20 protein-coding genes and 1 pseudogene are annotated in these 24306 nt (G+C 38.6%); 16 read left to right on the top strand and 5 right to left on the bottom strand.

The features are described 5' to 3' along the window. Positions 1 to 187: 187 nt before the first annotated feature. Genes RT723_RS08650 through RT723_RS08630 form a run of 5 tightly spaced genes read left to right on the top strand, consistent with a single transcriptional unit; the run spans position 188 to position 6180 of the window. Complete coding sequence (locus RT723_RS08650; RefSeq protein ID WP_315946676.1) at positions 188 to 1573, top strand: MFS transporter; 1386 nt, start codon at positions 188 to 190, stop codon at positions 1571 to 1573. 4 nt (positions 1574 to 1577) lie between these two features. Beyond that, on the top strand, positions 1578 to 2315 hold the full coding sequence (locus RT723_RS08645; RefSeq protein ID WP_315946675.1) for a hypothetical protein: 738 nt from the start codon (positions 1578 to 1580) through the stop codon (positions 2313 to 2315). Next, positions 2279 to 4486 (top strand): gluconokinase, GntK/IdnK-type, encoded by a 2208-nt coding sequence (locus tag RT723_RS08640; RefSeq protein ID WP_315946674.1) that lies wholly within the window; start codon positions 2279 to 2281, stop codon positions 4484 to 4486. Before RT723_RS08645 ends, RT723_RS08640 begins: the two co-directional genes overlap by 37 nt. Beyond that, positions 4479 to 5267, top strand: coding sequence for a sugar-binding protein (locus RT723_RS08635; protein WP_315946673.1), 789 nt, complete (start codon positions 4479 to 4481; stop codon positions 5265 to 5267). The genes RT723_RS08640 and RT723_RS08635 overlap by 8 nt, the downstream gene beginning before the upstream one ends. Position 5268: 1 nt before the next feature. Continuing rightward, the gene (locus RT723_RS08630; RefSeq protein WP_315946672.1) at positions 5269 to 6180 is read left to right on the top strand and encodes a hypothetical protein; all 912 of its coding nucleotides are present in this window, start codon (positions 5269 to 5271) and stop codon (positions 6178 to 6180) included. Positions 6181 to 6283: 103 nt separating this feature from the next. Here RT723_RS08630 and RT723_RS08625 read toward each other — a convergent pair whose 3' ends face one another. The 3 genes from RT723_RS08625 to RT723_RS08615 all read right to left on the bottom strand — a co-directional run bounded on the left by RT723_RS08625 (position 6284) and on the right by RT723_RS08615 (position 10565). Beyond that, positions 6284 to 7903 (bottom strand): methyl-accepting chemotaxis protein, encoded by a 1620-nt coding sequence (locus tag RT723_RS08625; protein ID WP_216054252.1) that lies wholly within the window; start codon positions 7901 to 7903, stop codon positions 6284 to 6286. 285 nt (positions 7904 to 8188) lie between these two features. Then, positions 8189 to 8812: a bifunctional phosphoribosyl-AMP cyclohydrolase/phosphoribosyl-ATP diphosphatase HisIE gene (hisIE, locus tag RT723_RS08620; protein WP_216054251.1), complete on the bottom strand. Its 624-nt coding sequence runs from the start codon at positions 8810 to 8812 to the stop codon at positions 8189 to 8191. Between the two features lie 19 nt (positions 8813 to 8831). Continuing rightward, positions 8832 to 10565 (bottom strand): proline--tRNA ligase, encoded by a 1734-nt coding sequence (locus RT723_RS08615; RefSeq protein ID WP_315946671.1) that lies wholly within the window; start codon positions 10563 to 10565, stop codon positions 8832 to 8834. Between the two features lie 194 nt (positions 10566 to 10759). Here RT723_RS08615 and RT723_RS08610 point away from each other — a divergent pair, with 194 nt between their 5' ends. The 5 genes and pseudogenes from RT723_RS08610 to RT723_RS08595 all read left to right on the top strand — a co-directional run bounded on the left by RT723_RS08610 (position 10760) and on the right by RT723_RS08595 (position 13384). Next, positions 10760 to 11539, top strand: a complete 780-nt coding sequence (locus RT723_RS08610; protein WP_315946670.1) for a DUF2310 family Zn-ribbon-containing protein — start codon at positions 10760 to 10762, stop codon at positions 11537 to 11539. A gap of 206 nt (positions 11540 to 11745) precedes the next feature. After that, entirely contained in the window at positions 11746 to 12222 is a 477-nt protein-coding gene (locus tag RT723_RS08605; RefSeq protein WP_428983651.1) for a phosphate-starvation-inducible PsiE family protein, read from the top strand. 176 nt (positions 12223 to 12398) lie between these two features. Further along, positions 12399 to 12638, top strand: coding sequence for a hypothetical protein (locus tag RT723_RS08600; RefSeq protein ID WP_315946668.1), 240 nt, complete (start codon positions 12399 to 12401; stop codon positions 12636 to 12638). Beyond that, positions 12622 to 12726 (top strand): annotated as a pseudogene (locus RT723_RS18165) (transposase); the annotation flags it as partial. The gene RT723_RS08600 and the pseudogene RT723_RS18165, both read left to right, overlap by 17 nt. Before the next feature lie 208 nt (positions 12727 to 12934). Beyond that, positions 12935 to 13384 carry an MBOAT family O-acyltransferase gene (locus tag RT723_RS08595; protein WP_315946667.1) on the top strand — a complete coding sequence of 150 codons (450 nt, stop codon included), beginning with the start codon at positions 12935 to 12937 and terminating at the stop codon, positions 13382 to 13384. Positions 13385 to 13812: 428 nt separating this feature from the next. Here the strand turns inward: RT723_RS08595 and RT723_RS08590 are convergent, their stop codons facing one another. Together RT723_RS08590 and tsaA are read right to left on the bottom strand one after the other, a co-directional pair. Beyond that, positions 13813 to 14925, bottom strand: a complete 1113-nt coding sequence (locus RT723_RS08590) for a Kelch repeat-containing protein (RefSeq protein WP_315946666.1) — start codon at positions 14923 to 14925, stop codon at positions 13813 to 13815. Beyond that, positions 14922 to 15674 (bottom strand): tRNA (N6-threonylcarbamoyladenosine(37)-N6)-methyltransferase TrmO, encoded by a 753-nt coding sequence (gene tsaA / locus RT723_RS08585; protein WP_315946665.1) that lies wholly within the window; start codon positions 15672 to 15674, stop codon positions 14922 to 14924. Before tsaA ends, RT723_RS08590 begins: the two co-directional genes overlap by 4 nt. A gap of 266 nt (positions 15675 to 15940) precedes the next feature. Here tsaA and RT723_RS08580 point away from each other — a divergent pair, with 266 nt between their 5' ends. The 6 genes from RT723_RS08580 (at position 15941) to RT723_RS08555 (ending at position 24230) form a co-directional block, all read left to right on the top strand. Next, positions 15941 to 16873: an ABC transporter ATP-binding protein gene (locus tag RT723_RS08580; protein WP_315946664.1), complete on the top strand. Its 933-nt coding sequence runs from the start codon at positions 15941 to 15943 to the stop codon at positions 16871 to 16873. Positions 16874 to 16885: 12 nt separating this feature from the next. Continuing rightward, entirely contained in the window at positions 16886 to 17629 is a 744-nt protein-coding gene (locus RT723_RS08575; RefSeq protein ID WP_315946663.1) for an ABC transporter permease subunit, read from the top strand. 25 nt (positions 17630 to 17654) lie between these two features. Then, positions 17655 to 19550, top strand: a complete 1896-nt coding sequence (locus tag RT723_RS08570) for a GldG family protein (RefSeq protein WP_315946662.1) — start codon at positions 17655 to 17657, stop codon at positions 19548 to 19550. A gap of 56 nt (positions 19551 to 19606) precedes the next feature. Then, positions 19607 to 20641 carry a DUF4340 domain-containing protein gene (locus RT723_RS08565; protein ID WP_315946661.1) on the top strand — a complete coding sequence of 345 codons (1035 nt, stop codon included), beginning with the start codon at positions 19607 to 19609 and terminating at the stop codon, positions 20639 to 20641. A 128-nt stretch (positions 20642 to 20769) separates the two neighbouring features. Further along, complete coding sequence (locus RT723_RS08560; RefSeq protein ID WP_216054236.1) at positions 20770 to 21408, top strand: DsbA family oxidoreductase; 639 nt, start codon at positions 20770 to 20772, stop codon at positions 21406 to 21408. 284 nt (positions 21409 to 21692) lie between these two features. Then, positions 21693 to 24230, top strand: a complete 2538-nt coding sequence (locus RT723_RS08555; protein WP_315946660.1) for a TonB-dependent receptor plug domain-containing protein — start codon at positions 21693 to 21695, stop codon at positions 24228 to 24230. Positions 24231 to 24306: the final 76 nt, after the last annotated feature.

The raw sequence follows: 24306 nt of genomic DNA, 5'->3' as shown, positions 1-24306 counted from the left end.
TGCAAAATATAATTGTCGTCAAGGGTAAAATCACAATGTTTTTGTAGAGTTAACACTCTATAAAGCTCGGTAGGCTGCTATCTCTGGGGTATAGGTTAAAAAAAGTACTTTATTACAAAAAAATAATTTGTAAGCGCTTACATAAGGTGGTTGAATAGTTGGCAAATAATACTAATAAGAGTTTGTTATGGAAACGAATCGGTCAACTATTAAACAATCGAGCGTATTGTCTTTAAAAGAAAAGGTAGGGTATGCCTGTGGAGATGTCGCCTCTAATTTTTATTGGCGCGTATTTGATGTATTCCTATTTATTTTTTATACCGACGTATTTGGTTTATCCGCCACTGCTGTAGGTACTATGATGTTGGTTACTCGATTAATCGATGCGTTTTCAGATCCATTAATGGGAGCAATGGCGGATAGGACCTCAACGAAATACGGTAAGTTCAGACCTTATTTGTTGTGGGGCATTATTCCAATCGTCGCCGCTGGGGTATTAACCTTTACCGTGCCCGATGTGGGCGAATCAGGCAAATTAGTCTGGGCCTACGCCACTTATATCTTCATGATGTTAGCGTATACCTTTATTAATGTTCCTTATGGTGCATTAATGGGGGTTATCACATCTGACTCAAACCAACGAACTACCTTAACCAGTTTTCGCTTTATTGGTGCGTTTTCCGGCGGTACTTTAGTTGCGTATTTAACCCCTGACTTAGTTGCGTATTTAGGTAATGGTAATGAAATACTTGGCTGGCAATTAACCATGGCAATATATGGTGTGGTTGCAGCTGGGTTATTTTTCATTACTTTCTTAACAACCAAAGAACGTATTTCTCCGCCAGCGGAACAAAAAACACCGGTATTACAAGACATTAAAGACTTAACCAAAAACAAACCATGGTTAATTCTATTCAGTCTTGCCTTAATTATTATGTTAACTATTACCTTAAGAGGTAGCTCAGGAACATTTTACTTTAAGTACTTTGTTGGAAGAGAAGATTTAATCGGTTCTTTTTCTATGGCCTATATGTTGAGTTTAATGTGTGGTGCCGCGATTACCCCTTTATTAGTTAAGTTTGTCGATAAAAAGAAACTGTTACTTATATTAATGTCCTTAGTGGCTATTTTATCTGCTTTATTTTTCTTTGTACCAAAAGAAAACATCCCTTTAATTTTTACCGTGCAGATATTAATTGGCTTATGTTTAGGCCCTAAATCACCATTAGTATTTTCTATGTACGCTGATACCGCGGACTATTCAGAGTGGAAAAATGGTCGACGCGCCACTGCAATGGTATTTTCCGCCGCAGCATTTGCGCAAAAACTGGGTGGGGCTATCGCCGGTGGGTTAATGGGCTGGTTGTTAGGATCATTAGGTTATGTGGCAAACCAAGTACAAAATTCAGCATCCGAAATGGGCATCGTGCTGTTAATGACATTAATACCAGCGGTGTTTGCGGTGTTAGCTGTGGTGTGTATTTGGTTTTACCCACTCGGTCAAAAAAACTTAGAACAATTACAAGCTGAATTAAAACTAAAAAGTAACTATCAAGCAGACGCGGTAAAATAAGACAATGGCAAGCAATACATTTAATAACGAGTTACAAAACGGGCAAGCGCGTATTCAATTAGACAGCCCATTAACAATGCCGAATGCCACAAGCTTTTTGTGGAATTCACAAATGGTTGCGCAAATAAATTGTCGCGGTTATATGACCGCACAATTTATGCAACCTGAGCCTGCTAAGTATTCGTATGCGCCAAACTTAGAAGCAAAAACCTTTATTCAACCAGAACAACCGTATTATGCGGATCACCCGGGCCGTTTTTTCTATATCAAAAATGAAGAAACCGGTGAGTTATTTTCTGCCCCATACGAACCAATGCGAATTGAACTAGACTCATTTAGTTTTTCTGCCGGTACCAGTGATGTTAAATGGGTAATAAAAAAGTGGAACATTGAGTTCACTATCACTTTGTCCTTGACTCAAGATAAGGTGATGGAGTTATGGTCGGTTGACATCGTTAACAATAATAAACAAAACATACACATTTCTATTTATCCGTGTTTTTCCATTGGTTATATGTCGTGGATGAATCAGTCAGCCACCTTTGACCCTGAGTTATTAGGCATAGTTGCTGCGTCTGTAACGCCTTATCAAAAAGTACAAGACTATTTTAATAACCAAGCGTTAAAAGACTTAACCTATATGATAGCGGATCAAATTCCGGATTCATGGTGTTGTAATTTATTAACCTTCAGGGGGAGGGCGGTATGCATAATCCGTCCATGTTGCAACAACCTAGTTTAGAAAATAAGACGGCGTGTTATGAAACCCCCGTTGGTGTGCAGCAATTTAAAAAGATATTAGTGCCAAATGAAAAACAGCAGTTGAATATCATTTTTGGTCCTGCAAATAATCTAGATGAGATCAAACAGGTTAAAGCCGAATTGTTAGCGAATAAGGCGCAATTTAGCCAAAAGAAACAAGAATATTCAGCCTATATTCATCAGGGTAAAGGCAGTATTTCAATTACATCACCAGACTCAGACTTTGATCAATACGTTAACCATTGGTTACCAAGACAAGTGTTTTATCATGGTGATGTAAACAGATTAAGCACGGACCCACAAACGCGTAATTTTTTGCAAGATGCAATGGGCATGATTTACATTGCACCTGCCGTGACCAGAGAACGTCTGTTATTGGCCTTGTCTCAACAAAAGTTTTCTGGCGCTATGCCAGATGGCATTTTGTTAAGTGAAGACGCACAGCTTAAATACATCAATCAAGTACCTCATACCGATCATTGCGTATGGTTATCTATATGTCTGCAAGCTTATTTAGATGAAACCAATGACATAAGCATTCTACAAGAAACAATTGGTTATTCAGACAGTGCAGAAATCAACACAGTTAAAACACATTTAGATAAAGCCATGGAATGGTTATTAGATGCCACCGACGAAAGAGGCTTGAGTTACATAGAGCAGGGCGATTGGTGCGATCCCATGAATATGGTGGGGTATAAAGGCAAAGGTGTGTCAGCTTGGTTATCTTTAGCCAGTGCCTATGCCATCAAATGCTGGGTTTATGTGTGTGAAACCTATTTATCTGTTAATGAGCAAAATGAATGCAAAACACAATTGCAGGAATTTATGGCTGCCGCCGATTTGCTTAACTTACAAGTCAACAAATATTGTTGGAATGGCGATTGGTTTGCCCGTGGTATTACCGATGATGGCAATCTATTTGGCACAAAAACCGACAACGAGGGGCGTATATTCTTAAACCCACAAAGCTGGGCTATGTTAAGTAATGCTGCAACAAGGCAACAATATGAACTGATCAATAAACAAATATTCGAGCAACTGGCGACGCCTTATGGCGTGACCATGTTAGCGCCGAGTTATACTCAAATGCGCGAAGATATTGGTCGAGTCACTCAAAAATCAGCTGGTGTATCAGAAAATGGCTCTGTGTATAACCATGCCGCTATGTTTTATGGTTTTGCACTTTATAGCAAAGGCAAAAACGATTTGGCCTTTGATGTATTAAAACGCATGTTGCCTAACCAGAAAAGTGCCAAGGCCCAAGGGCAACTACCGGTATTTGTACCTAACTATTATCGCGGTGCTTATTACCAGCATCCTCACCATGCGGGACGTTCAAGTCACTTGTTTAATACCGGTACTGTTGCTTGGTATTTACGAAGTGTCGTGGAAGGATTGTGCGGATTAAAAGGTAGTGGAGATGATTTGTTAATTCAGCCTCAATTACCTTCTCACTGGCCCAGCTTAAAAGTGCAGCGCCAATTTAGAGGGGCAAATATTGAACTGGCTATTATTAAGTCTGATATCGTCAAACAACAAGTAACCACAGTGAATGGTCTTGTATTTAAAGATAATAAATTATCTAACCTGCAAGCTGGACACAATTATAAGGTTGAAGTGTTATTGCCAACTCAAAAGCTAAGTTTACCTAAATTAACCATAGTGATGGGCGTAAGTGGTTGTGGTAAAACGGCGGTTGGCGAACGTTTAGCAAAAGATCAAAATCACGTGTTTATCGATGCCGACAATTTTCATGACATGGATGCCAAGCAAAAAATGGCCAGTGGTATACCGCTTAATGATGAAGACAGAAAACCTTGGTTAGCGCGAATTATGCAGTTTTTAACTATGTTGTTAGATAATCGTCAGTCTTGCGTATTAGCTTATTCTGGTTTGAAGAAACAACACAGACAGTTATTTACCCAACTTGGTTTTGAATTAACGATTGTACATTTAAACGTGTCAGAAAATACAATTGCGACGCGTCTTGCGCAAAGAGAAAATCACTTCTTTGATCCTAATTTACTGTCTTCACAATTTGATGCACTTGAATTGCCAAGTGAGAATGAAGGCGTCATAAGTATTAATGCAGATAAATCATTAGAAGACATTGTCAGACAAATTAATCAGGAAATATCAAATGACTAAATATACCAAGTCACTCAAAAAACATGTTTTAGCTTGTATGTTTGCCAGTGCGTTTATCAGCACGGCCATTGCTAATGACGAAAGAGAAAGTTTTGTCGCTCTACATACTAGCAATCCAATCACTATTGATGGCAAGGCGGATGAAACTGTTTGGGCACAAGCCACTTGGTATCCAATGGATCATGACATGATTGGCAATGTGCCAACACCAGATGATTTTAGCGGTCGTTTTAAGTTAGCTTGGGATCAAGGACAATTATATTTGTTAGCGGAAATTGTTGACGATGTTTTATTCGATCAATATCCAAATCCATTAAACTTATATTGGGATGATGACTGTTTAGAGATATTCATCGATGAAGATAAATCCGGCGGAAATCACCAGTTTAATTTTAATGCTTTTGCTTATCATATTGCGCTGGATAATCAGGCTGTTGATATCGGTGAGCAAACCGCCACAAATACAGAACCGTTTATTTTGTTAAATGATCATATAGAGAGTCGTTGGACAAGAGATGCCAACGACCATACAAAAATAATTTGGGAAGTGGCGATTAAAATATTCGACGACAGCTTTAAGGTTGATGACATAAGTGCTAAACCTGTCAGCCTACAAGCCAACAAAGAGATGGGATTTATGCTGGCCTATTGTGATAACGATGGCAGCAAACAAAGAGAACATTTTATGGGATCTACCACCATACAAGCAGTAAATGGTGATAAAAACCTTGGTTATATTGATGCCAGTGTATTTTCTACTTTAACCTTAAAGGGTAACTAAAGTGTTAATCCGTCGTTATCAATTGGCACTTGTTAGCCTCATGAGTGTAGTATTGATAACGACCACTTTTGTTAGTTGCAGTGCGCCTTTGATTAATCAAAATTTAAAGGTGGTTAGCTCATGTACAGCAGAAGACCAGAGTAATAACTTAACCCTTAACGGATTGAGTTATTGGCATCACATTAGTCGCTATCCAAACGAGTTTTCGAGATTACGCTTTTTTAACCCGGAAACAGAAAACGAAAAATATAAACTTTTGCCAGTTAGTCCCAGTAAATTTAATAAAAAAACATGTATTAACCAAGACATCATCTTAGTCAAAAAGGTAATTCATAATAAACGTCAACATGCCAATGGCATTGAAATGGACTTGTCGGATCTACAACTCACCTATGGTAATTTAGATTCATTTAAAATGCGTTTTCAAATAGACCGTCCACTTAGTTTTACCCCACATGTTTCATCACTAACAAGCATATTGAAAAGGCAATTACCTAGCCAGACAAGGGTTAATCAAATCTTAGTTGATAAACTGCTTAACCAAAACATGACATTAAAGTTAGTGTTTTATGGACACAATCATTCTGATCATAAAACCATGACAGTGAATGGAAAAAAGTTGGTTGAGTTATTACCAAACTTACCTGATGGCGCTTGGCTGGAGCTTGAATTAACTAACACAGATTTGAACACTTATTGGGAGAAAGACTGGCAAGGAACCGCCGTGCCATTGTCTGATATTATTGACCAACCCATATTAGGGTTTATATTGATGGCAGAAACACCAAGTGGAAAAACCTTTGAGAGTTTAGCTAAAAACATGGATAGTAACGGTATTGATATTAAAGACGTTGATGAGCTTTTTATAGAAACATATATCAGGCTTGGCAGCATCTCAATTAACAAAAAGTAACGCAAATAACGCAAGTTGTTAACTTTGGTCATTAATAACAAAAACGCATCTATTTAGATGCGTTTTTTGTTTGAAAATAAATGGGCTAATTTAAAGTGCTAATTTAAAGGATAAACTTATCAGTTTGTTCTTTAAGTTGATTTGATGAGACACCAATTAAGTTAGATTTTTCATGAGCTAAACGGGCTACATCTGTGGTTTTTTGACTCATTTCTGCTATTAAAGCCAATTTGTCTGTCGCACCATTTGCAGAGGCAAATTGTGACTTAGACGACTCATCAATAGAATTACTCTTAGCCGCAATATCAGAAATAATGTTTAATAACTCCGTGATGGCGCTTGAGGTTTGTTTTGCTTGATCCACGCTTTCTGCGCTGGTTAGCATACTTTGTTCAACCGTTTTGATTGCTTCAGAAGCTGCAGCTTGCAACTTCTCAATCATGTCATGAATTTCTTTAGTGCTTTCTTGTGTGCGCTTAGCCAGTTGTCTAACTTCATCGGCTACAACTGCAAACCCGCGCCCTTGATCACCGGCTCTTGCTGCTTCTATAGCTGCATTTAGCGCTAATAAATTGGTTTGTTCTGCCACACCTTGAATAACGGTTAATACGCTTTCAATAGACTCAACTTCTTCCGCTAATTGTTTTACCGACGCACCCGTTGATTCTATTTGGCTTTCCAGTTTTCCTATAGTGTGGGTTGAGATCTCAGTTAACTTATTGGCACTTTCACCATTGGTTTGTGCAACGTGTAACATCTCCGCCGTTTCAGTAATATCAACACTAGATATTTCCGCACCGTGAGCAATATCTTTAATGGCCTCTGCTGTTAAATGGGTTTCGTTATCTAAGGTAGAAGTTAGTTGATCTAATTCTATGGACTGTTGTTCCGAATCTTTTACCTGTTCAGCTAAAGAAAGTGACACAGATTGCATATTACTAACCACTTCCCTTAATGCGTTTCTCATATAGGACAGTGACCCTAATATACTGTTAGGCTCCGCGTGAAACTCAAGTTTATTGTCCGTTAAATTTCCTTTTGAGATCTTACTAACAATATCTACAACCTCAGATACTTCTGCACCTAACTCAGCGGTTAACTTTCTGCCAAACTGAAAAATGGCGATGGAGATACAAGTTATAATAATCAGTGCCAGTACTAATAACCATTGAGCCGTATCCCAATATCTTTCATTGGTTTCTTTAAAACTAATCCCTGTACCAATGTACCAACCCCATTTTTCTGTTTTTTGTGCAACAGAAGTCAACCCAACCACTTCACCATCGCGTTCGGATGTCCAATTGTAAGTCACCATTTTACCAGGGGTTCTTTGTGTAACGTCAGATACGATTTTACCAATACTCTTACCATTTGAATCTTTAAAGTCATTAAAGCTAGTTCCGTGTAATTGAGGATCATGAGGGGCCGCAACAAAGTTTAGTTGTTCGTCAGTAACGTAAACGTACTCAGAGTCGTGATATTTGTTTTGTTGTAAAATTAAGGTAGCAATGGATTTTGCTTTTGCTTCTTCCAATTCACCTTTCTCTACTAAATTTTCAAGTTGAGTAATGGTGGAATAAGCACTTTTAAAGAGTTGTTCTATGCGAGCAAAGTTATCTGACTCACTTGCTATCTTTAATGAATGTAATCCAACAAAAGCAATCACGACATACGAAATTGCGATAACGGATGTAAGGATGACCATTTTTAATTTTAAACGCATAAACAATTCCTATTAGGACAAGGAGCTAATAACTAACATACCGAGATGTGATATTAAATGGGATTTAATACTGTTCTATAAAACGTAATCGGCGTCATTAAGCATTACTTTATAGTTAACACCATAAAGATATTTTCATGTATAAAAAAGATCAATTATGAATATTAAATAACCAGTAATTGAGGGCAGGCTTTTATATGGTTAGGGGATCAAAAAAGCCAGTTCGAGTTATCAAAACTGGCTTAATGAATTAGATTAAATAAAAGGGCTTATCAAACCGCTCTGTTATTTTTTATGACGCTGTTTTAACACGCCAATCACATCAGATAAGTTTAAGTCTGACGCTTGTAACAAAACTAACAGATGATAAAGCAAGTCAGCGCTTTCATTTTTAAGCTCTTCTAAATCTTTAACTGTTGCAGCAAGCGCTGTTTCAACGCCTTCTTCCCCCACTTTTTGGGCGATACGCTTGATACCGCTGGCATATAAAGATGCCGTGTAAGATGAGTCTGGATCCGCGCCTTTTCTTGAAGCAATTAAACGCTCAAGATCAGCAATGAAGCTAATGTCTGGCTGTGCCGCATCGTCATTCCAGCAAGACTCAGTGCCGGTATGGCATGTCGGGCCGTTTGGTGTCGCAAGTGCGATGATTGAGTCGTTGTCGCAATCAGATGATAACTCAACTAAATCTAACGTATTGTTAGACACTTCGCCTTTTGTCCACAATCTTTGTTTACTACGGCTGAAAAAAGTAACTTGTTTGCTGTTTAATGTATGCAGCATCGCTTCTTGGTTCATAAATCCTTGCATTAAAACCTTGCCACTCATTGCGTCTTGCACAATACAAGGTAATAACCCGTCCATTTTTTCCCAAGCAAGTTGGGCGATATTGTCAGTATTTAACTTCATATTTTTAATTACTTTTTAATTATGTATTTTTTATTTTATTAACAACAAACGAAACCGCTTCGTCTATTGATAAAAGTGTTTTTTCGCCAGAGTTACGGTCTTTGTGCTCAACTTGATCAGTATCAAGGTTACGCTCACCAATAACAATTTGATGTGGAATACCCATTAATTCCATGTCGTTAAACATAACACCCGGACGTTCTTTTCTGTCATCGAATAAGACTTCAATGCCAGCGGTTTTTAATTCGTCATAAATCTTTTGAGCAACATCAGGAATACGATGAGATTTATGCATGTTCATTGGTACAATCGCAACCGTGAATGGTGCTAATGCTAATGGCCATTTAATACCGTATTTGTCATGGTTTTGCTCAATGGCAGCCGCCGCAATACGTGTAATGCCAATACCGTAACAACCCATTTCTAATACTTGATGTTTGCCCGTCTCCGTTAATACACCAGCGTTCATGGCTTTAGAGTATTTAGTGCCAAGTTGGAATATATGACCAACTTCAATGCCACGCTTAATGGTTAATACGCCTTTACCACAAGGGCTTATATCACCTTCAACTACATTACGAATATCAGCAACAACCGGTAGTGCTAAATCGCGCTCCCAGTTAATGCCAAAGTAATGTTTACCGTCTTGGTTAGCACCTGCACTAAAGTCAGAAGCAACGGCAGCGGCTCTGTCTACAATTACTGGAATAGGGCAATTAATTGGCCCTAAAGACCCCGGTGAAGCTTGCATAACTTGTTTAATTGCATCTTCGGAAGCCATTTCTAAAGGCTCAGCAACAAAAGCTAATTTTTCCGCTTTTATTTCATTAAGCTCATGGTCGCCACGAACAATTAACGCCACGTATTCAGCGCCGTTTTCAGCAACACACTCAGCAGACGCTTTAACAATTAAGGTTTTAACGGTTTTTTCTACAGGAACATTAAACTGTTCAACCAACTCAGCAATGGTTTTAGCATTTGGTGTGTCGGTTAAGGTTAATTCTTGTGTTGGTGCATCCGCCGCATCTTGTGGCGCAAAGGCTTCTGCTTTTTCAATATTAGCAGCGTAATCACTTTCAGTTGAGAACGCGATATCGTCTTCACCAGAATCAGCAAGTACATGGAATTCATGAGAGGCATCACCACCAATAGAACCTGTGTCTGCAATAACCGGACGGAAGTCCAAACCTAAACGAGTAAAGATATTGCAATACGCTTGATACATTTTGTCGTAAGTTTGTTGTAATGACTCTTGATCTAAATGGAAAGAATAAGCATCTTTCATTATAAATTCACGGCTACGCATCACACCAAAACGAGGACGAACTTCGTCTCTGAATTTAGTTTGGATTTGGTAGAAATTAAGCGGTAACTGTTTGTAACTGTTGATCTCTTTACGTACAAATTCGGTTATTACTTCTTCGTGAGTTGGGCCAAGCGCAAAGTCACGGTTGTGACGGTCTTTAATACGTAACAATTCTGGACCGTATTCTTGCCAACGGCCAGATTCTAACCACAAATCAGCAGGTTGAACTACAGGCATTAACATTTCTATCGCACCTGCGTTTTCCATTTCTTCACGGACTATTTGTTCAATTTTACGAACAACTTTTAAACCAGTGGGTAACCAAGTGTATAAACCAGAAGCGAGCCTACGGATCATACCGGCTCTTAACATTAACTGATGGCTGATAACTTCAGCGTCAGATGGAGTTTCTTTTAAAGTAGCAATTATATACTGGCTAGTACGCATTGGTTTTTGATCCGTTAACTAAAAATATAAAATAACGCCTAATGAATTTATGGTTATTAGGCTAGAATGGCGGCGATTTTAGCAATCAAACCCTGAGTATTAAACAGTTAAAATGAAATAACTCATGTTATTTTACCGCTTAAGGCTAAAAAGCCTCGCTAGTTAGTTAAAATAGTAATAAAAGGAAGCCTTAAATGTATGTATGCCAGTTGTCTTTTGAATGTGAATTAGACGTAGAACTTGATGAAGCACAACACGCTATCTCCATGTTATTAGACCAATACAGATATAACGGACAGATCATTGGCCGCGAGTTTCCAGTGACTTTGGTTGAAAACAAATTTGAAATTATATTTGTTTGTCCTGAACAAGATTCGTTAGCGGTTAAAAATAACAATTTACAGGTTATTCAAGGTTTTGAGCGATTAAAAAAATTAGGCTTATCAACCCCTGAATTTAAGCTAAAAGGTTTGGAGTGTCAGTCTGACTTTGTGGATGGCTGTGCAACACCTAATGCGCTTATTTTATATTCTACTTATGTACAGTCTTGTTCACCGCTGCGCTGTATGGAACATTTTTCGCCAGTGCCTTTATACAAAATGCCAGAGTCGGTAAGAAAACCGTTAATTAAATGGCAAGAAAGCCAAGCGGCCTGTGATCAATTACAAATGAATCAGTTAACGGAAATAGAACCTTTTGTTATTGAGCAGTTGGGTCAGATCAACAGTGAGCTATTACAAACCGGCGATGCGATAGCCAAAACTATTCAACAAGAACTAAACGTACCTGTGTATCAATATTTGTATCGTGTTGGTGGGGAAAGTTTGGAGGCTGAACAACAAAGGCGTTGCCCTAGTTGTGATGGTGATTGGCTTTTCACAACAGAGAATCATAAAGAACCATTACATGGTTTGTTTGATTTTAAATGTGATGGGTGTTTGTTGGTTTCTAATGTGAGTTGGGATTGGCAGTAGTTTTATCGTTTTGTTTACTTGATTTGTCTAGTAACGATGAACTTTAACGTTTAACCTGAATGTACAGTCGGTTATTTCCCAACACAATATTAAAAATGTTTTAACTTGTAGAATACAGCACCTGTTTGCTCTAATAGTCATCAATTGACCCATTGGGTCGATATTAAATCGTTGGCTTTCCGCACTATACGTTTACCTCTGGAGAAATTATGAAGCATGAAGAGTTACCTGAAAATACGTCAGATAAATTACTGAATTTATTACACTCTAATATTAGATTTGCGATTAAAATACTCGCTATATTGATGGTGTTAGTTATCTACTGGAGTATTGCCGACGTTGTTTATGTTCTTTATATGAGATTATCAGCACCACCATACTTCCTTCTGGACGTAGAAGATATCCTTCAAGTCTTCGGTGCATTCATGATTGTATTAATCGCTGTAGAAATATTTATTAATATTCGATTATACCTTGGCTCACATATCATCCCAGTTGAGTTAGTTGTGGCAACGGCACTCATGGCGGTTGCACGAAAAATAATAGTCTTAGACCTTAAAATTGTTTCAGCTGAACACATTATTGGACTAGCTTTAGTCACTATCTCTTTAGGTGTGACATATTTTTTACTAAAACGTAAGGCTCCATCAAGTACTAACAACAAACTCGAGCAGGACAAATAAGAGTTTGATGTCGTTCTTTCCTCGTCAATTATAATCAACAATTAAAAACCCATTGGTTGGCGTTAGTTGTTTCAGTAATTAAGGAATATTTAATGCAGTTTACTAATTTACTTGAACCGATTTCAATTGTGTGACGGTTGCTTTTAATAAATTTGGTATAAGAAGGAGAGTTGAATTTGAAAATTGATAAAGAGTTTATTAAAAATTGGAAATTGTCTTTTACATTTTTATATCCGGTTATGGTTGCTTGCATGTTAGTAAGGGGGCTTTTTATGTTTTTAGACGGTGATGCTGAAAATATGACATTTGCTACTGTAACTTCAGCTTTCTCTATATTAACTTTAGGAACACTGATTCTTACGTTTTTAATAGCGTACTTTGGGATGCAAAGAATCAATGGGGTCAGAACACTTTGATTTACGTGGGCAAGACAGAGTAAATACCCAATGGCAAATGTATTGCCTTGTTCATAACATAGAGAAGTTAAGGAAGAGTTTACATTAGCTCAAGAGTTAGGCCTTTATACCCACATTAAGCCTCACGTCATTAATTAGCTCTATAAATCCACATCAAACGCAATTTAACAAAAACTATTATTGAAAATATAATCAGTTATTGAATCTTAGAAAGATGTGAAATACTGTGTTTTTTATTTAAAAGAATTGGCTGGGAATGAGAAATTCTACAGCCTCGTTAGGCATACGGAATTATCATGCACAGTACATTGTCACTTTCACAATATGTTAAGAAACGAAATGGTGTTCCTTTGGGTGCAAGCCACTCTATGAGAAATATGCTTGCACGATCTTTCGGTGCAAAATCTTTCCCCGTTTTTTGGCGCTATTGGAATCCTATCTGGAGCTATTATTTATCTCGCAATGTAATGCGACCACTTACCAATTTTTTGCCTATCTCTATAGCCACTCTCATCACATTCTTAGTGAGTGGCGCGCTTCACGATATAGCTGTATCAATCGTAAAGTGGAAAACCGTTGTGTTTTTTACACCGTGGTTTGGGATAATGGGGTTAATGGTTATAGCGTCACAAAAAGCAGGAATATTGTATGGGCATCTTGCTTGGCCAATTCGGGCGTCTATCAATGCTTCTTTCATTTTTGTTTCGCTTGGGGTCACGTACTACGTGGAGAGCATGTATGCTTAACAAGGCGTTAAAATCGTTCCCGAATCAATGGGGTCAGATCACTTTGATTTAAAGTTCGGCATAATTGAAACTGTTAGTTATTTAATTCCAGCATTTAGCTTTTCCTTGAAACTCGTCTCTCGCAGCTAGAATTAAGAGCCACCCACTCAATTTATTCTAAATAATTATAAGAATAAATTGGTAATCATTGTCAAAGCTCGTAACCTTTTTTGCTTACGGCTTACGGCTTACGGCTTACGGCTTACGGCTTACGGCTTACGGCTTACGGCTTACGGCTTACGGCTTACGGCTTACGGCTTACGGCTTACGGCTTACGGCTTACGGCTTACGGCTTACGGCTTACGGCTTACGGCTTACGGCTTACTCTTTTAGCTTCTCCTCGAAACTCGTGGCTCGCAGCTCGAAACTAACGCTCTCGCCACTCGTAACTATCCCCCAATGTGAGTAATCACTTTATTCGTCACAGCCTGTTTATCTAACATGCCACCTATGGTTACCCAGTTGCCGTTTATGTTTAATAGCCCTCTGTGATCCATAGTTGCGTGTTTACTGTTGGTGACTTGCCATGAGCGTTTGGTGATGTAGTAGCTCCAAATCTCGTTGTTAGGTGTTAATGGTTTATCACTTTGCGAATGACTGTTAATTGCTTTACCTGCAACATCGTGTGGGGCATTTGTGCCGCCAATAAAGATTATCCTGTCGTTTTCTATATCACCAGACGCGGCCATTCTGAATCGCCCTTGATCCGTTGGGTGTACCCATTGAACCCAGTTTATTTTGTCTGGACGGGTGACGTTGATCTCGCCTAAATAACAATTGGTTTCTTGGTCGATGGTTTTATTGGCTGCAAATTGCGCCGTGATCTTTGCGCCGTCACACACCATGATAACGTTATCAACAATGCCGCCAGCGTGGCCAAAAACGGCGGTACCTATGAATGGGCTGGCTTGAAACCATTCATTTTTTAATGTGTCGTAAACTTGTACTAGGTTTATGGCACCATCGTTTTGCCAGCCAGAAATCACGTATATATAACGATCGCGGTAAACCAAAGTGAGTGCATCATTAACGGATACTGGCATAGGCTCTAATTGGGCATAAGAGTCAGTTGGTACATGGTATTTGTACACACCGGGCGCGGTGTCAAAAGAACGTGAGCGGCCTAAGTTGTAGCCACCAAATATATAGACACTGTCATTTATGCCAACAGCGGAACTTGCTAAACGACCTAAAGGTTCCTGCAAAGAGGGAAGCGGCGTGATACTTTGCCAGTTAGCGGATTCTTCAGGTTTAGAGCCATCGGTATTAATCTCTAATTTCCAAGCTTTATTGTGCATACTGGTGATTTTTTTATCCGCACTTAAACCAGAAAAACTCAAAATAGTTTGTTTGCCATTTATGGAAACGGAAGCAACGGCATTGCTGGTGACAGGCTCAGGCAAAGGCGGTAGGTTAATCTCTGCGTATGATTGAAGAGGCAACAATATAAAGAAGGTTAACAAAGTCATTAACTTAAATTTTCTTAATATCATAACGTTCATTTACCTTTAATCTCCTGTGTTTGTTCGTTATCCAATTCTATTGCCAGTACATCACATCGATTGTTGGTGACTTGCCAGCGAATATTAATATCGTATAAACGGATTCCGTAGATTTTATCATCGGGTTTATTTTGTTTATATGACGGTCTTGGATCTTGTTGCAAAACTTGTGAAATCAACTGCTCTAAATGCGGATATTGGTTGTTAGTTACTTTCTGATATTGGTTCAGCTGAGTTTGTGCTTGTTTGCAAAACACAACATTAAGGCTTTGCGTTGGTGCGCTGTCTGCCATGTCGGAATGGGCTTGTTCAATCTTGTCTGAATAAGGAATATAAGGTTTTATATCCACCACAGGCGTACCATCTAATAAGTCTACACCTTGCACATCAACAAACCACTGTTGCCCTGATTGCCTAACACCAAGTAATTTAACTGCCGACATACCTATGCCATTTGGTCTGAATGTGGAACGGGTAGCAAAAACCCCTGTTTTTTGATTTCCACCTAAACGAGGAGGACGTACACTTGGCTTCCAACCTTGTTCAAGGTTTTGATGAAACAGAAACAAGAGCCAAATATGGCTATGTTGCGTTAAATCCTTAACGGCCATCTCATTATTAGCATCGCCGTATAATTTAATACTGCCAAGTGCCGCATTACAAAGCCCCGGTTGTCTTGGAATACCAAACTTTTCTTTAAAAGGTGAGTCAATTTCTCCAATAGGAGAAAGGGAATAAGTGTGCGGCATATATTGAACTTTGGCTCAGTTTAAACTTCTATATTGGCATTCTAAACAGTCAAGTTACATAGGGGAATGTTAATCTGTGCATTTTTAATAACATTGTTAGTGTAGTATCGGCATTTAGTATTTTTGGGTGACTAAAAATAAATACTATAAAAATCAAATTTAGACACCTTGAATTGAAAAAAATCGACAATATAATTTTTGCAATTGTTTAACACACTCGGTGTGTGAACTGAGTGTTGGCATAGATAATAGGCATGAGTAAGTACATGATAAAAATAAAAAATTTAACCAAACGATTTGGCGATTTTGTCGCTGTAAATGACTTATCATTTGATATTAACCCCGGTGAAGTGGTTGGGTTTTTAGGCCCCAATGGTGCAGGTAAATCCACCACCATGAAAATGCTCACTGGCTTTTTAGCCGCCAGTTCAGGCTCTATCACTATTAATGGTTTAAATATAAAAGAAGATGCGCTGACCATTAAACAAGGTTTAGGTTATTTACCTGAAGGTGCACCGGCATATGGCGATATGACGGTGTTGCAGTTTTTAAGTTTTATTGCGGATGTTCGTGGTTTAACAGGGCGTAAAAAACAAGTCCGCATTGCACGAGTTATTAAAAGCGTGGAGCTTGCTTCTGTATTAGATAAGAGCATAGAAAATTTATCAAAAGGGTTTAAACGCAGAGTTGGTTTAGCTCAAGCCATTATTCATGATCCTAAAGTTCTTATCTTAGATGAACCTACGGATGGGTTAGATCCCAATCAAAAACATCATGTACGTGAATTAATCAAAAATTTAGCCAAAGACAAGATTGTTATTATATCCACTCATATATTGGAAGAAGTCACCGCTGTGTGTAACCGAGCCTTGATAATTGCTAACGGCACTAAAATATTTGATGGCACACCGCAACAACTTCAAGAAAAATCGTCTTATCATCACGCGGTCACCATCGAGCTGACTCAAGCCGTTGAAAATGGCGATGAACTTAAATCATTACCTCATGTGGCTTCGGTTGTTGACGGTAAAAATAAGATAACGGTATTACCAACATCAGGTCATAATATTTTTGCTAGCGTGTATGACAAAGTACAAGCTTTAGGCTGGCAGTTTGACGCTATTTACAGTGAACAAGGGCGGCTTGACGATATCTTCCGTGAGTTAACCACTTCTTCAACTAACGCCGTTGACGCATAAGGAGTTTCTAATATGAATCAATTATCAATGATCTCAATTTTGACTAAACGTGAGTTTATGTCTTTTTTTGCAACGCCTATTGCGTACGTGTTTATTGCTATCTTTTTAATCATGAGTGGCATTATGACCTTTAATTTAGGGTCTTTATTTGAACGAGGCCAGGCCGACTTATTGCCATTTTTTAATTTCCATCCTTGGTTATACCTATTTTTAGTGCCTGCTTTTGCAATGCGTTCTTGGAGCGAAGAACGACGTAGTGGCAGTATTGAGCTTCTAATGACTCTGCCTATCACAGCACTGCAAGCCATGGTGGCTAAGTTTGTCTCAGCTTGGTTGGTATTAGGGTTAGCGTTAGTGTTCACCTTCCCACTTTGGGCAACCATCAACTTTTTAGGCCAGCCAGATAACGGCGTTATCTTAGCCGCTTATATTGGCAGTTGGTTAATGGCGGGGGCGTTTTTAGCCATAGGCATTTGTATGTCTGCGTTGTCTAAATCCCAAGTCGTGGCGTTTATCTTATCCGTTTCAATTAGCTTCTTGTTCGTATTAAGTGGCACAGAAGCGGTGATTAATTCGTTTAAAGGCGTCTTACCAACGGGGGCCATAGATGTTATTGCGTCGCTGTCATTTATCCAACATTTTGATTCCATTGCTAAAGGCGTCATTGCGTTCAACGATGTGGGTTATTTCCTTTTGGTAATTGTCAGTTGGTTAACCGCTGGTTTAGTCATTATTGAAGACAAAAAGGCAAGTTAAGGTGAAGAGTAAAATGGAGAACCAAATGCATTCAAAATCATCAGTTAAACGTGTTTCATTTACTACTGCTTTAGTAGCCATCGCGTTTGTATTTTTAACCTTAGTTTTATTAAACAATACGATATTTAACAAAACCAGATTGGATTTAACTCAAGGCAATGTGTATTCAATTACCGAGGGGACCCATCAAGTATTATCGGCAATAGAAGAGCCAATAACCTTATATTTCTTTTTTTCAAATAAGGCGTCTGAAGGGTTAACCACGCTAAGAAATTACGCTAATAGAGTGAAGTCACTGTTACAAGAATATGAATTGTACGCTGGTGGCAAAATAAAACTGCAGATCATCGACCCAGAAGCTTTTTCAGAAGCGGAAGATAAAGCTGCTGAAATGGGATTGGTGGCTGCACCTATTAATGCCGCTGGTGACTCTATTTACTTTGGTTTAGCCGGAACAAACTCATTAGATGACAAAGAAATCATTGCGTTTTTTGACCCTAGCCAAGAAAGTTTATTGGAATATGAACTGAGTAAGTTAGTGCACAGGTTGTCGGATCCAACGCCCGTGAAAGTGTCAGTATTATCTTCATTACCAATCCAAGGAGGGATGAATCCAAATCCCATGGCAATGCAAATGGGTCAGCCTCAAGCATTACCACAATGGGCGGTGTTATCTCAGTTAGAACAGTTGTACCAAGTAGAAGTACTAGAACCAACTGCTGAAACGATTCCTGAAGATACAAAAGTATTAATGCTTGTGCATCCAAAAGACTTAACGGACGCTCAGTTATTCGCGATTGATCAATTTGTTTTAAATGGTGGAAAAACGTTAGTGTTTGTTGACCCAACAGCCGACTCTGATCAACAAGGGGCAAACATGATGGGCATGCCAGCACCTTCAACATCAAACTTATCTAGTTTATTTAGCGCTTGGGGCATTGAGTTTGATGACTCGGCCATTGTATTAGATGCGGCTAAAGGCCTTGAAATTAGAATGCCAGACGGACAACCAGGCAGACATATAGGTTACATAGGTTTAGATAAAGACAACATTAATGGACAAGATGTCGTCACCACGTCGTTATCCAGTATTAATGTTGCCAGCGCAGGGGCATTACGTTTAGTAGAGGGGGCGACTACAACGTTATCGCCATTAATGACCAGTTCTGAGTATGCAGACTTTACTGACATTGCTAAATACCAAATGGCAGGGCAAAACCCAGAGTTGTTATTAAATGATTTTGAGGCAAGAAACGCCGACCTAATTTTAGCGGCTAGAGTCAGTGGTTCAGCCAATACTGCATTTGATTCTTTGCCTGAGGGCATTGATGAAGAAGGTTGGATAAAATCGTCAGATGATATCCAACTGATCGTGGTTGCTGATACGGACTTATTAACCGACAGGTTTTGGGTGCAAAGCAGTAACTTCTTTGGCGAAACTATATTACAGCCTTTTGCCAATAACGGCGACTTTGTTATCAATGCCGTGGATAATTTAGGTGGCAACTCAGCGTTATTATCTATTCGTGGACGAGGTCAATACCAACGCCCGTTTGATGTGGTAGAACAATTAACGGTTGAGGCTGAAGCTAAGTTCAGAGAACAAGAGCAACAATTACAGCAGCAGTTAGAAGAAACCGAAAGCCAATTAGCTCAGTTACAAAATCAGCAAATGGATAATAGTGCTTTGGTATTAACGGTAGAACAGGAAGATGCTCTGGCGTCATTTGTTGCAAAAAAATTAGAGATAAGAAAACAACTAAGAGAAGTGCAACATCAGCTTAATAAAGACATAGAGTCGTTAGGCACGACGGTGAAGTTATTAAATATTGTTGTATTCCCATTGTTATTAACTTTTGGTTTGGCGTTATTTGCAAGACGTTACCGCCTCAAAATGTCTGCATCTTACCAAGTAAAATAATATAGCGTTAAGTGGATAAGGTTAATAAAACAGTATTAAACCAGTAGGAGTTATTAGTGAACGTTAATTTGTTAATTAAAACCTTAATATTTGGAGTTTTTGTATTACTTTTTAGCAGTTATTTTATCGCTAAAAATAAGGGCGTACAGTCTTTTGAAAAGACCCAGCTGTTAACTGAATTTGACGCAAGTTTAGTTGAAGTAATTAAAATGCAAACGGCTAAAAATGACGACTTAATGAGTGTTAAAAAAGTAAACGGACAATGGCTGCTATCAAATAAATTTGATTACCCAGTGGATACCGCTCAATTATCTAAGTTATTGCAAAGCCTAAAAGATGCGAAGATTATCGAGTTAAAAACCAAACAAGATAAATATTTTAGTCGCTTAGGATTACAAAACATAGATAAGCCAACCAGTGTAGCCACTTTATTAACTTTTGAGTCTAAAGAACAATCCATTCAAGTATTGTTGGGCAACGAAAGTACATCGGCAAGTGGACGTTACGTTCGGCTAGCGGGGTCGTCACAAACCTACTTAGTTGACTTGGATATCGATTTACCAGAAGCCAGCAGTGATTGGCTAAAGCCTGACATAGTGCCAATAGAATATGCACAAATAAGGCAAGTTGATATTACTTTGCCTGAAAACTCGTTTTCAATTGTTCGTAAAGAATCAGATGATGAGAGTGCAGACATTACAGTTACTGACGAGCTGACTGTATTATCTGAGGAGAATGATAAAGTCAGGTTAAAAGATAATTTCGAATTAGTGGAGACTGTCGAAGGTAAAAAATTACAATATGACTCCATTTTAACAGGCTTAGTACGCAATATTATTAACCTGACGGTTAAAGACGTGCAGCTTGGAGAGTCGCATCAGATGCCGGTTTATCAGACGCTTATTTTAAATTATGTTGATAAAGCTGCTCATCAAGCTTTACCTAATCAACAAATGAGTTTGAAGTTATTTAAAACGGATGATGAAACTCCCACCTATTGGTTACAAAAAAATAACGATAAATGGTTATTACAAATATCTGAGTTTGATTTCAAACAAGTGAGTAAGCCGTTAAACGATTATTTGGAATAATAAGGTTTTTTGAGTATATGTATACAAAAGCTATTGGTATTTACTAATAGCTTTTTTTTGTGCACAGTCTTTGCATAACAAAAAGACGATATAAATAAATTAACTCAATTAATGTTATGAAAGCTAAAATGAAAGTTGAAATTTGGTCCGACATCGCTTGCCCATATTGCTATATAGGCAAACGCCGTTTTGAAATGGCGCTAGAAAAATTTGACGGCAAAGAAAATGTTGAAGTGATCTGGCGTAGTTTTGAGTTAGATCCAAACGCTGAATTAACCTACCAAGAAAATAAATACGAGTTATTAGCCAAAAAATATGATCAACCATTAAAGTGGGCTGAACTTGCCTGTGATGATATGGCCAAACAAGGCGCTGAAATAGGCCTCAATTTTGATTTTGATAATAATAAACCGACTAATACGTTTAATGCACAACGGTTAATTCATTTAGCCAGTGAAAGTGGCAAAGAACAGGAAGTACAAAACTTATTGTTTGAGAGTTTTTTCTCAAAAGGTGAACTGATCAGCAAAAGTGACATACTGTTGACTATCGCAGCCAAGGCTGGTCTTGATAAAGATAAAGCAGAGCAAGTATTAAACTCAGATGGTTACAGTGCACAAGTTAAAGAAGATGAAGCCTTAGCCAAAGAATTAGGCATTCAATCTGTTCCGTTTTTTATCATAGATGAAGCTTATGGAATGGAAGGCGCGCAACCTGTTGAACACATTTTAACTATGTTAGAAAATGTATCTAATGGCGTAATTTAAACTAATTTAATTAAAACTCAGCTCAAAAAGCCAAACTCGGCACTAAGGCAGACTCGTAGTCTGTCTTTGAAAACATTAAATCCATCCCGTGTTTTTTATGATTTGGTATAAATTTTACACAAATCATGCATTTTTTACTCAAAGTTACAATTCCTGCACGTTTTTAGTTGTAATTCTCACGATCACTAGTACTTTATTAATTAGCTTAATGTGAAGTTCACTATTAGGCACCAAATAATAATTATAAAAATCAAAAAAATACCAACATGAATATGGGAATAAATATGTTTAAACTATCACCACTATCAAAAATGGTTAAACTGTCATTAGTGTCAGGTTTAGCTTTAACTGCTGCGTCAACTTCTGCTTTTGCTGAAGAAGGCGATAAAGTAGAAAACGTAGAGCGTATTGCTGTTGTCGGTTCGCGCGCAGCACCTCGTTCAGTAAATGACTCTCCAGTCCCTATCGATATCATTGGCGGTGACGAGTTGGGTCGTAATGGCGCAACTGACATGTTAGATATGTTAGCGTCAACCGTTCCATCTTTTAACGTGCGTGCCCAACCAATCAGTGATGCTGCTACGTTAATTCGTCCAGTGAACCTACGTGGCTTACCGTCTGATAGCACCTTACTATTATTAAATGGTAAACGTCGTCATCGTGCATCTGTTATCGCATTCCAAGGGGGCGGTGTAAACGATGGTGCTCAAGGTCCAGATATTTCAGTTATTCCAAGCGTAGCACTACAGCAAGTTGAAGTGCTTCGTGACGGTGCTGCTGCTCAATACGGTTCAGACGCGATTGCTGGCGTAATGAACTTTGTATTAAAAGACGATTCAGAAGGTGGTTCAATCTCAGTTAAAACGGGTGAGTACTACGAAGGTGACGGTGCGGCTACCATTATTGACGGTAACATTGGTTTACCATTAACTGAAAATGGTTTCATCAATGCAAGTTTCCAATTAAAAAATGCAGATGCAACGAGCCGAAGTGTTCAACGTCCTGATGCGGCTGCAATTAAAGCCGCTGGTAATACGTCGATTGAAGATCCAGCACAAATTTGGGGTAACCCAGAGATCAAAGATGATTACACTATATTCGTAAACTCAGGTATTGATTTAGATGAAAATACCAAAGTATATGCATTTGGTAATGTATCGTCACGTGATGTAACTGGTGGTTTTTATTACCGTAACCCACATAATCGTGGCAATGTATTCTCGGTTGATGGTGGTGAAACATTATTAGTTGGTGCCGTAAATGGCGACCAATCAAGCTGTGCTACTGTCCCTGCTAATGTAGGTAACGTGTTAAGTACGCCAGAATATGCAGCTATGCTTGCCGATTCAAACTGTTTCTCTATGAACCAACTTAAACCTGGTGGTTACACTCCATTGTTTGGTGGTTCAATTGAAGACATGTCTTTTGCCGCTGGTGTAAAAGGTGAAATGGCAGGTTGGATGTATGATGTTTCTGCGGTTATGGGGAACAATAAAGCGACCTTTAATCTTAAAAACTCTCTTAATCCATCAATGGGCTTAGCGTCTCCGACTGATTTTGAAACGGGTGCGTATGAGCAATCAGAAACTACAGTTGGCTTAGACTTAGTTAAAGCTATTGACTTTGGTATGGCTAATTTAGTTAATGTTGCAACGGGTCTAGAATGGCGTGAAGAGTCATTTGAAATTACAGCTGGTGAAGAGTCATCTTGGATTGCAGGACCTTATGCGGATCAAGGATTTAACATTGGTTCTCATGGATTTAAAGGCTTTGGTCCTGAATCTGCGGGTAAAAATAGCCGTAATAATATTGCAGCTTACCTAGATTTAGAAACGTTTGTAAACGATAACTTCCTTCTTGGTACCGCTCTACGTTACGAAGACTTCTCTACTTTTGGTAGCACGTTAGATTATAAAGTAACGGCACAATATCAATTAAATGATGAATTTTCTGTTCGTGGTTCACATAGCACAGGTTTCCGTGCTCCGACTGTTGGTCAAGCTAATGTGGTTAATACGCAAACATCAATTGTAGGCGGTGACTTAATTCAGACGTTTATCGCTCCACCTACAAATCCACTAGCTGCATTTTATGGTGGTAAAGAGTTAACACCTGAAGAATCAACAAGTTTTGCCTTTGGTGGTGTTTATGATAATGACGTTTTGTTAATCACAGTAGACTATTACACAATTGAAGTAACTGGACGTTTAGCTCAATCAAGCCAAATATCGGTTGAAGCAGAAGACTATACGGCTCTAGAAGCCGCAGGTGTACAAAACCCTGAATTAATCTCAGCGGTGACTTACTATTCAAACGACTTTGATACAACTACACAAGGTATCGATTTAGTTGGTAACTATGAAACTGAGTTCATGGGTGCGGATACTATGATCAGCTTAGCGTACAACTGGACAGATACTAATGTAGATAAGTTTAACCCAGAAACTACGAATGAAGGAAAAGTACGTCGTCTAGAAGATGGTATTCCTGCTCACCGTGCAACATTAACATTCGCGCCAAGCTGGGATAAATTAAGCCTAACGGTTCGTGGTAACTTCTACGGTGAATATTATGCAACGCATGCTGATGATACTTCGGAGTGGGGTTCTGAGGTTGCGGGATCTGCTATGACGTTAGATGCTGAAGTAAGTTACACATTAATGGATTCATTAATTTTATCAGTTGGTGCTAATAACTTATTAGACCAAGAAGCTGAGAAGTTAAAAGATTCTTATGCGGAACTTGGTGGTGTTTATTATGAAAGTGGTCCATTTGATTACAACGGTGGTTACTACTATATGAAGGCTCAATATAAATTCTAAGTTTGAGTTTAATCAACAAGCATAAAAAAGGCTCCGTAAGGAGCCTTTACTTTTTCTCAGTATGTAAAAAGTAGAA

Source organism: Psychrosphaera aquimarina (assembly GCF_032461525.1).
Lineage (GTDB): Bacteria > Pseudomonadota > Gammaproteobacteria > Enterobacterales > Alteromonadaceae > Psychrosphaera > Psychrosphaera aquimarina.
This window is presented reverse-complemented; position numbering and strand designations above follow the sequence as displayed.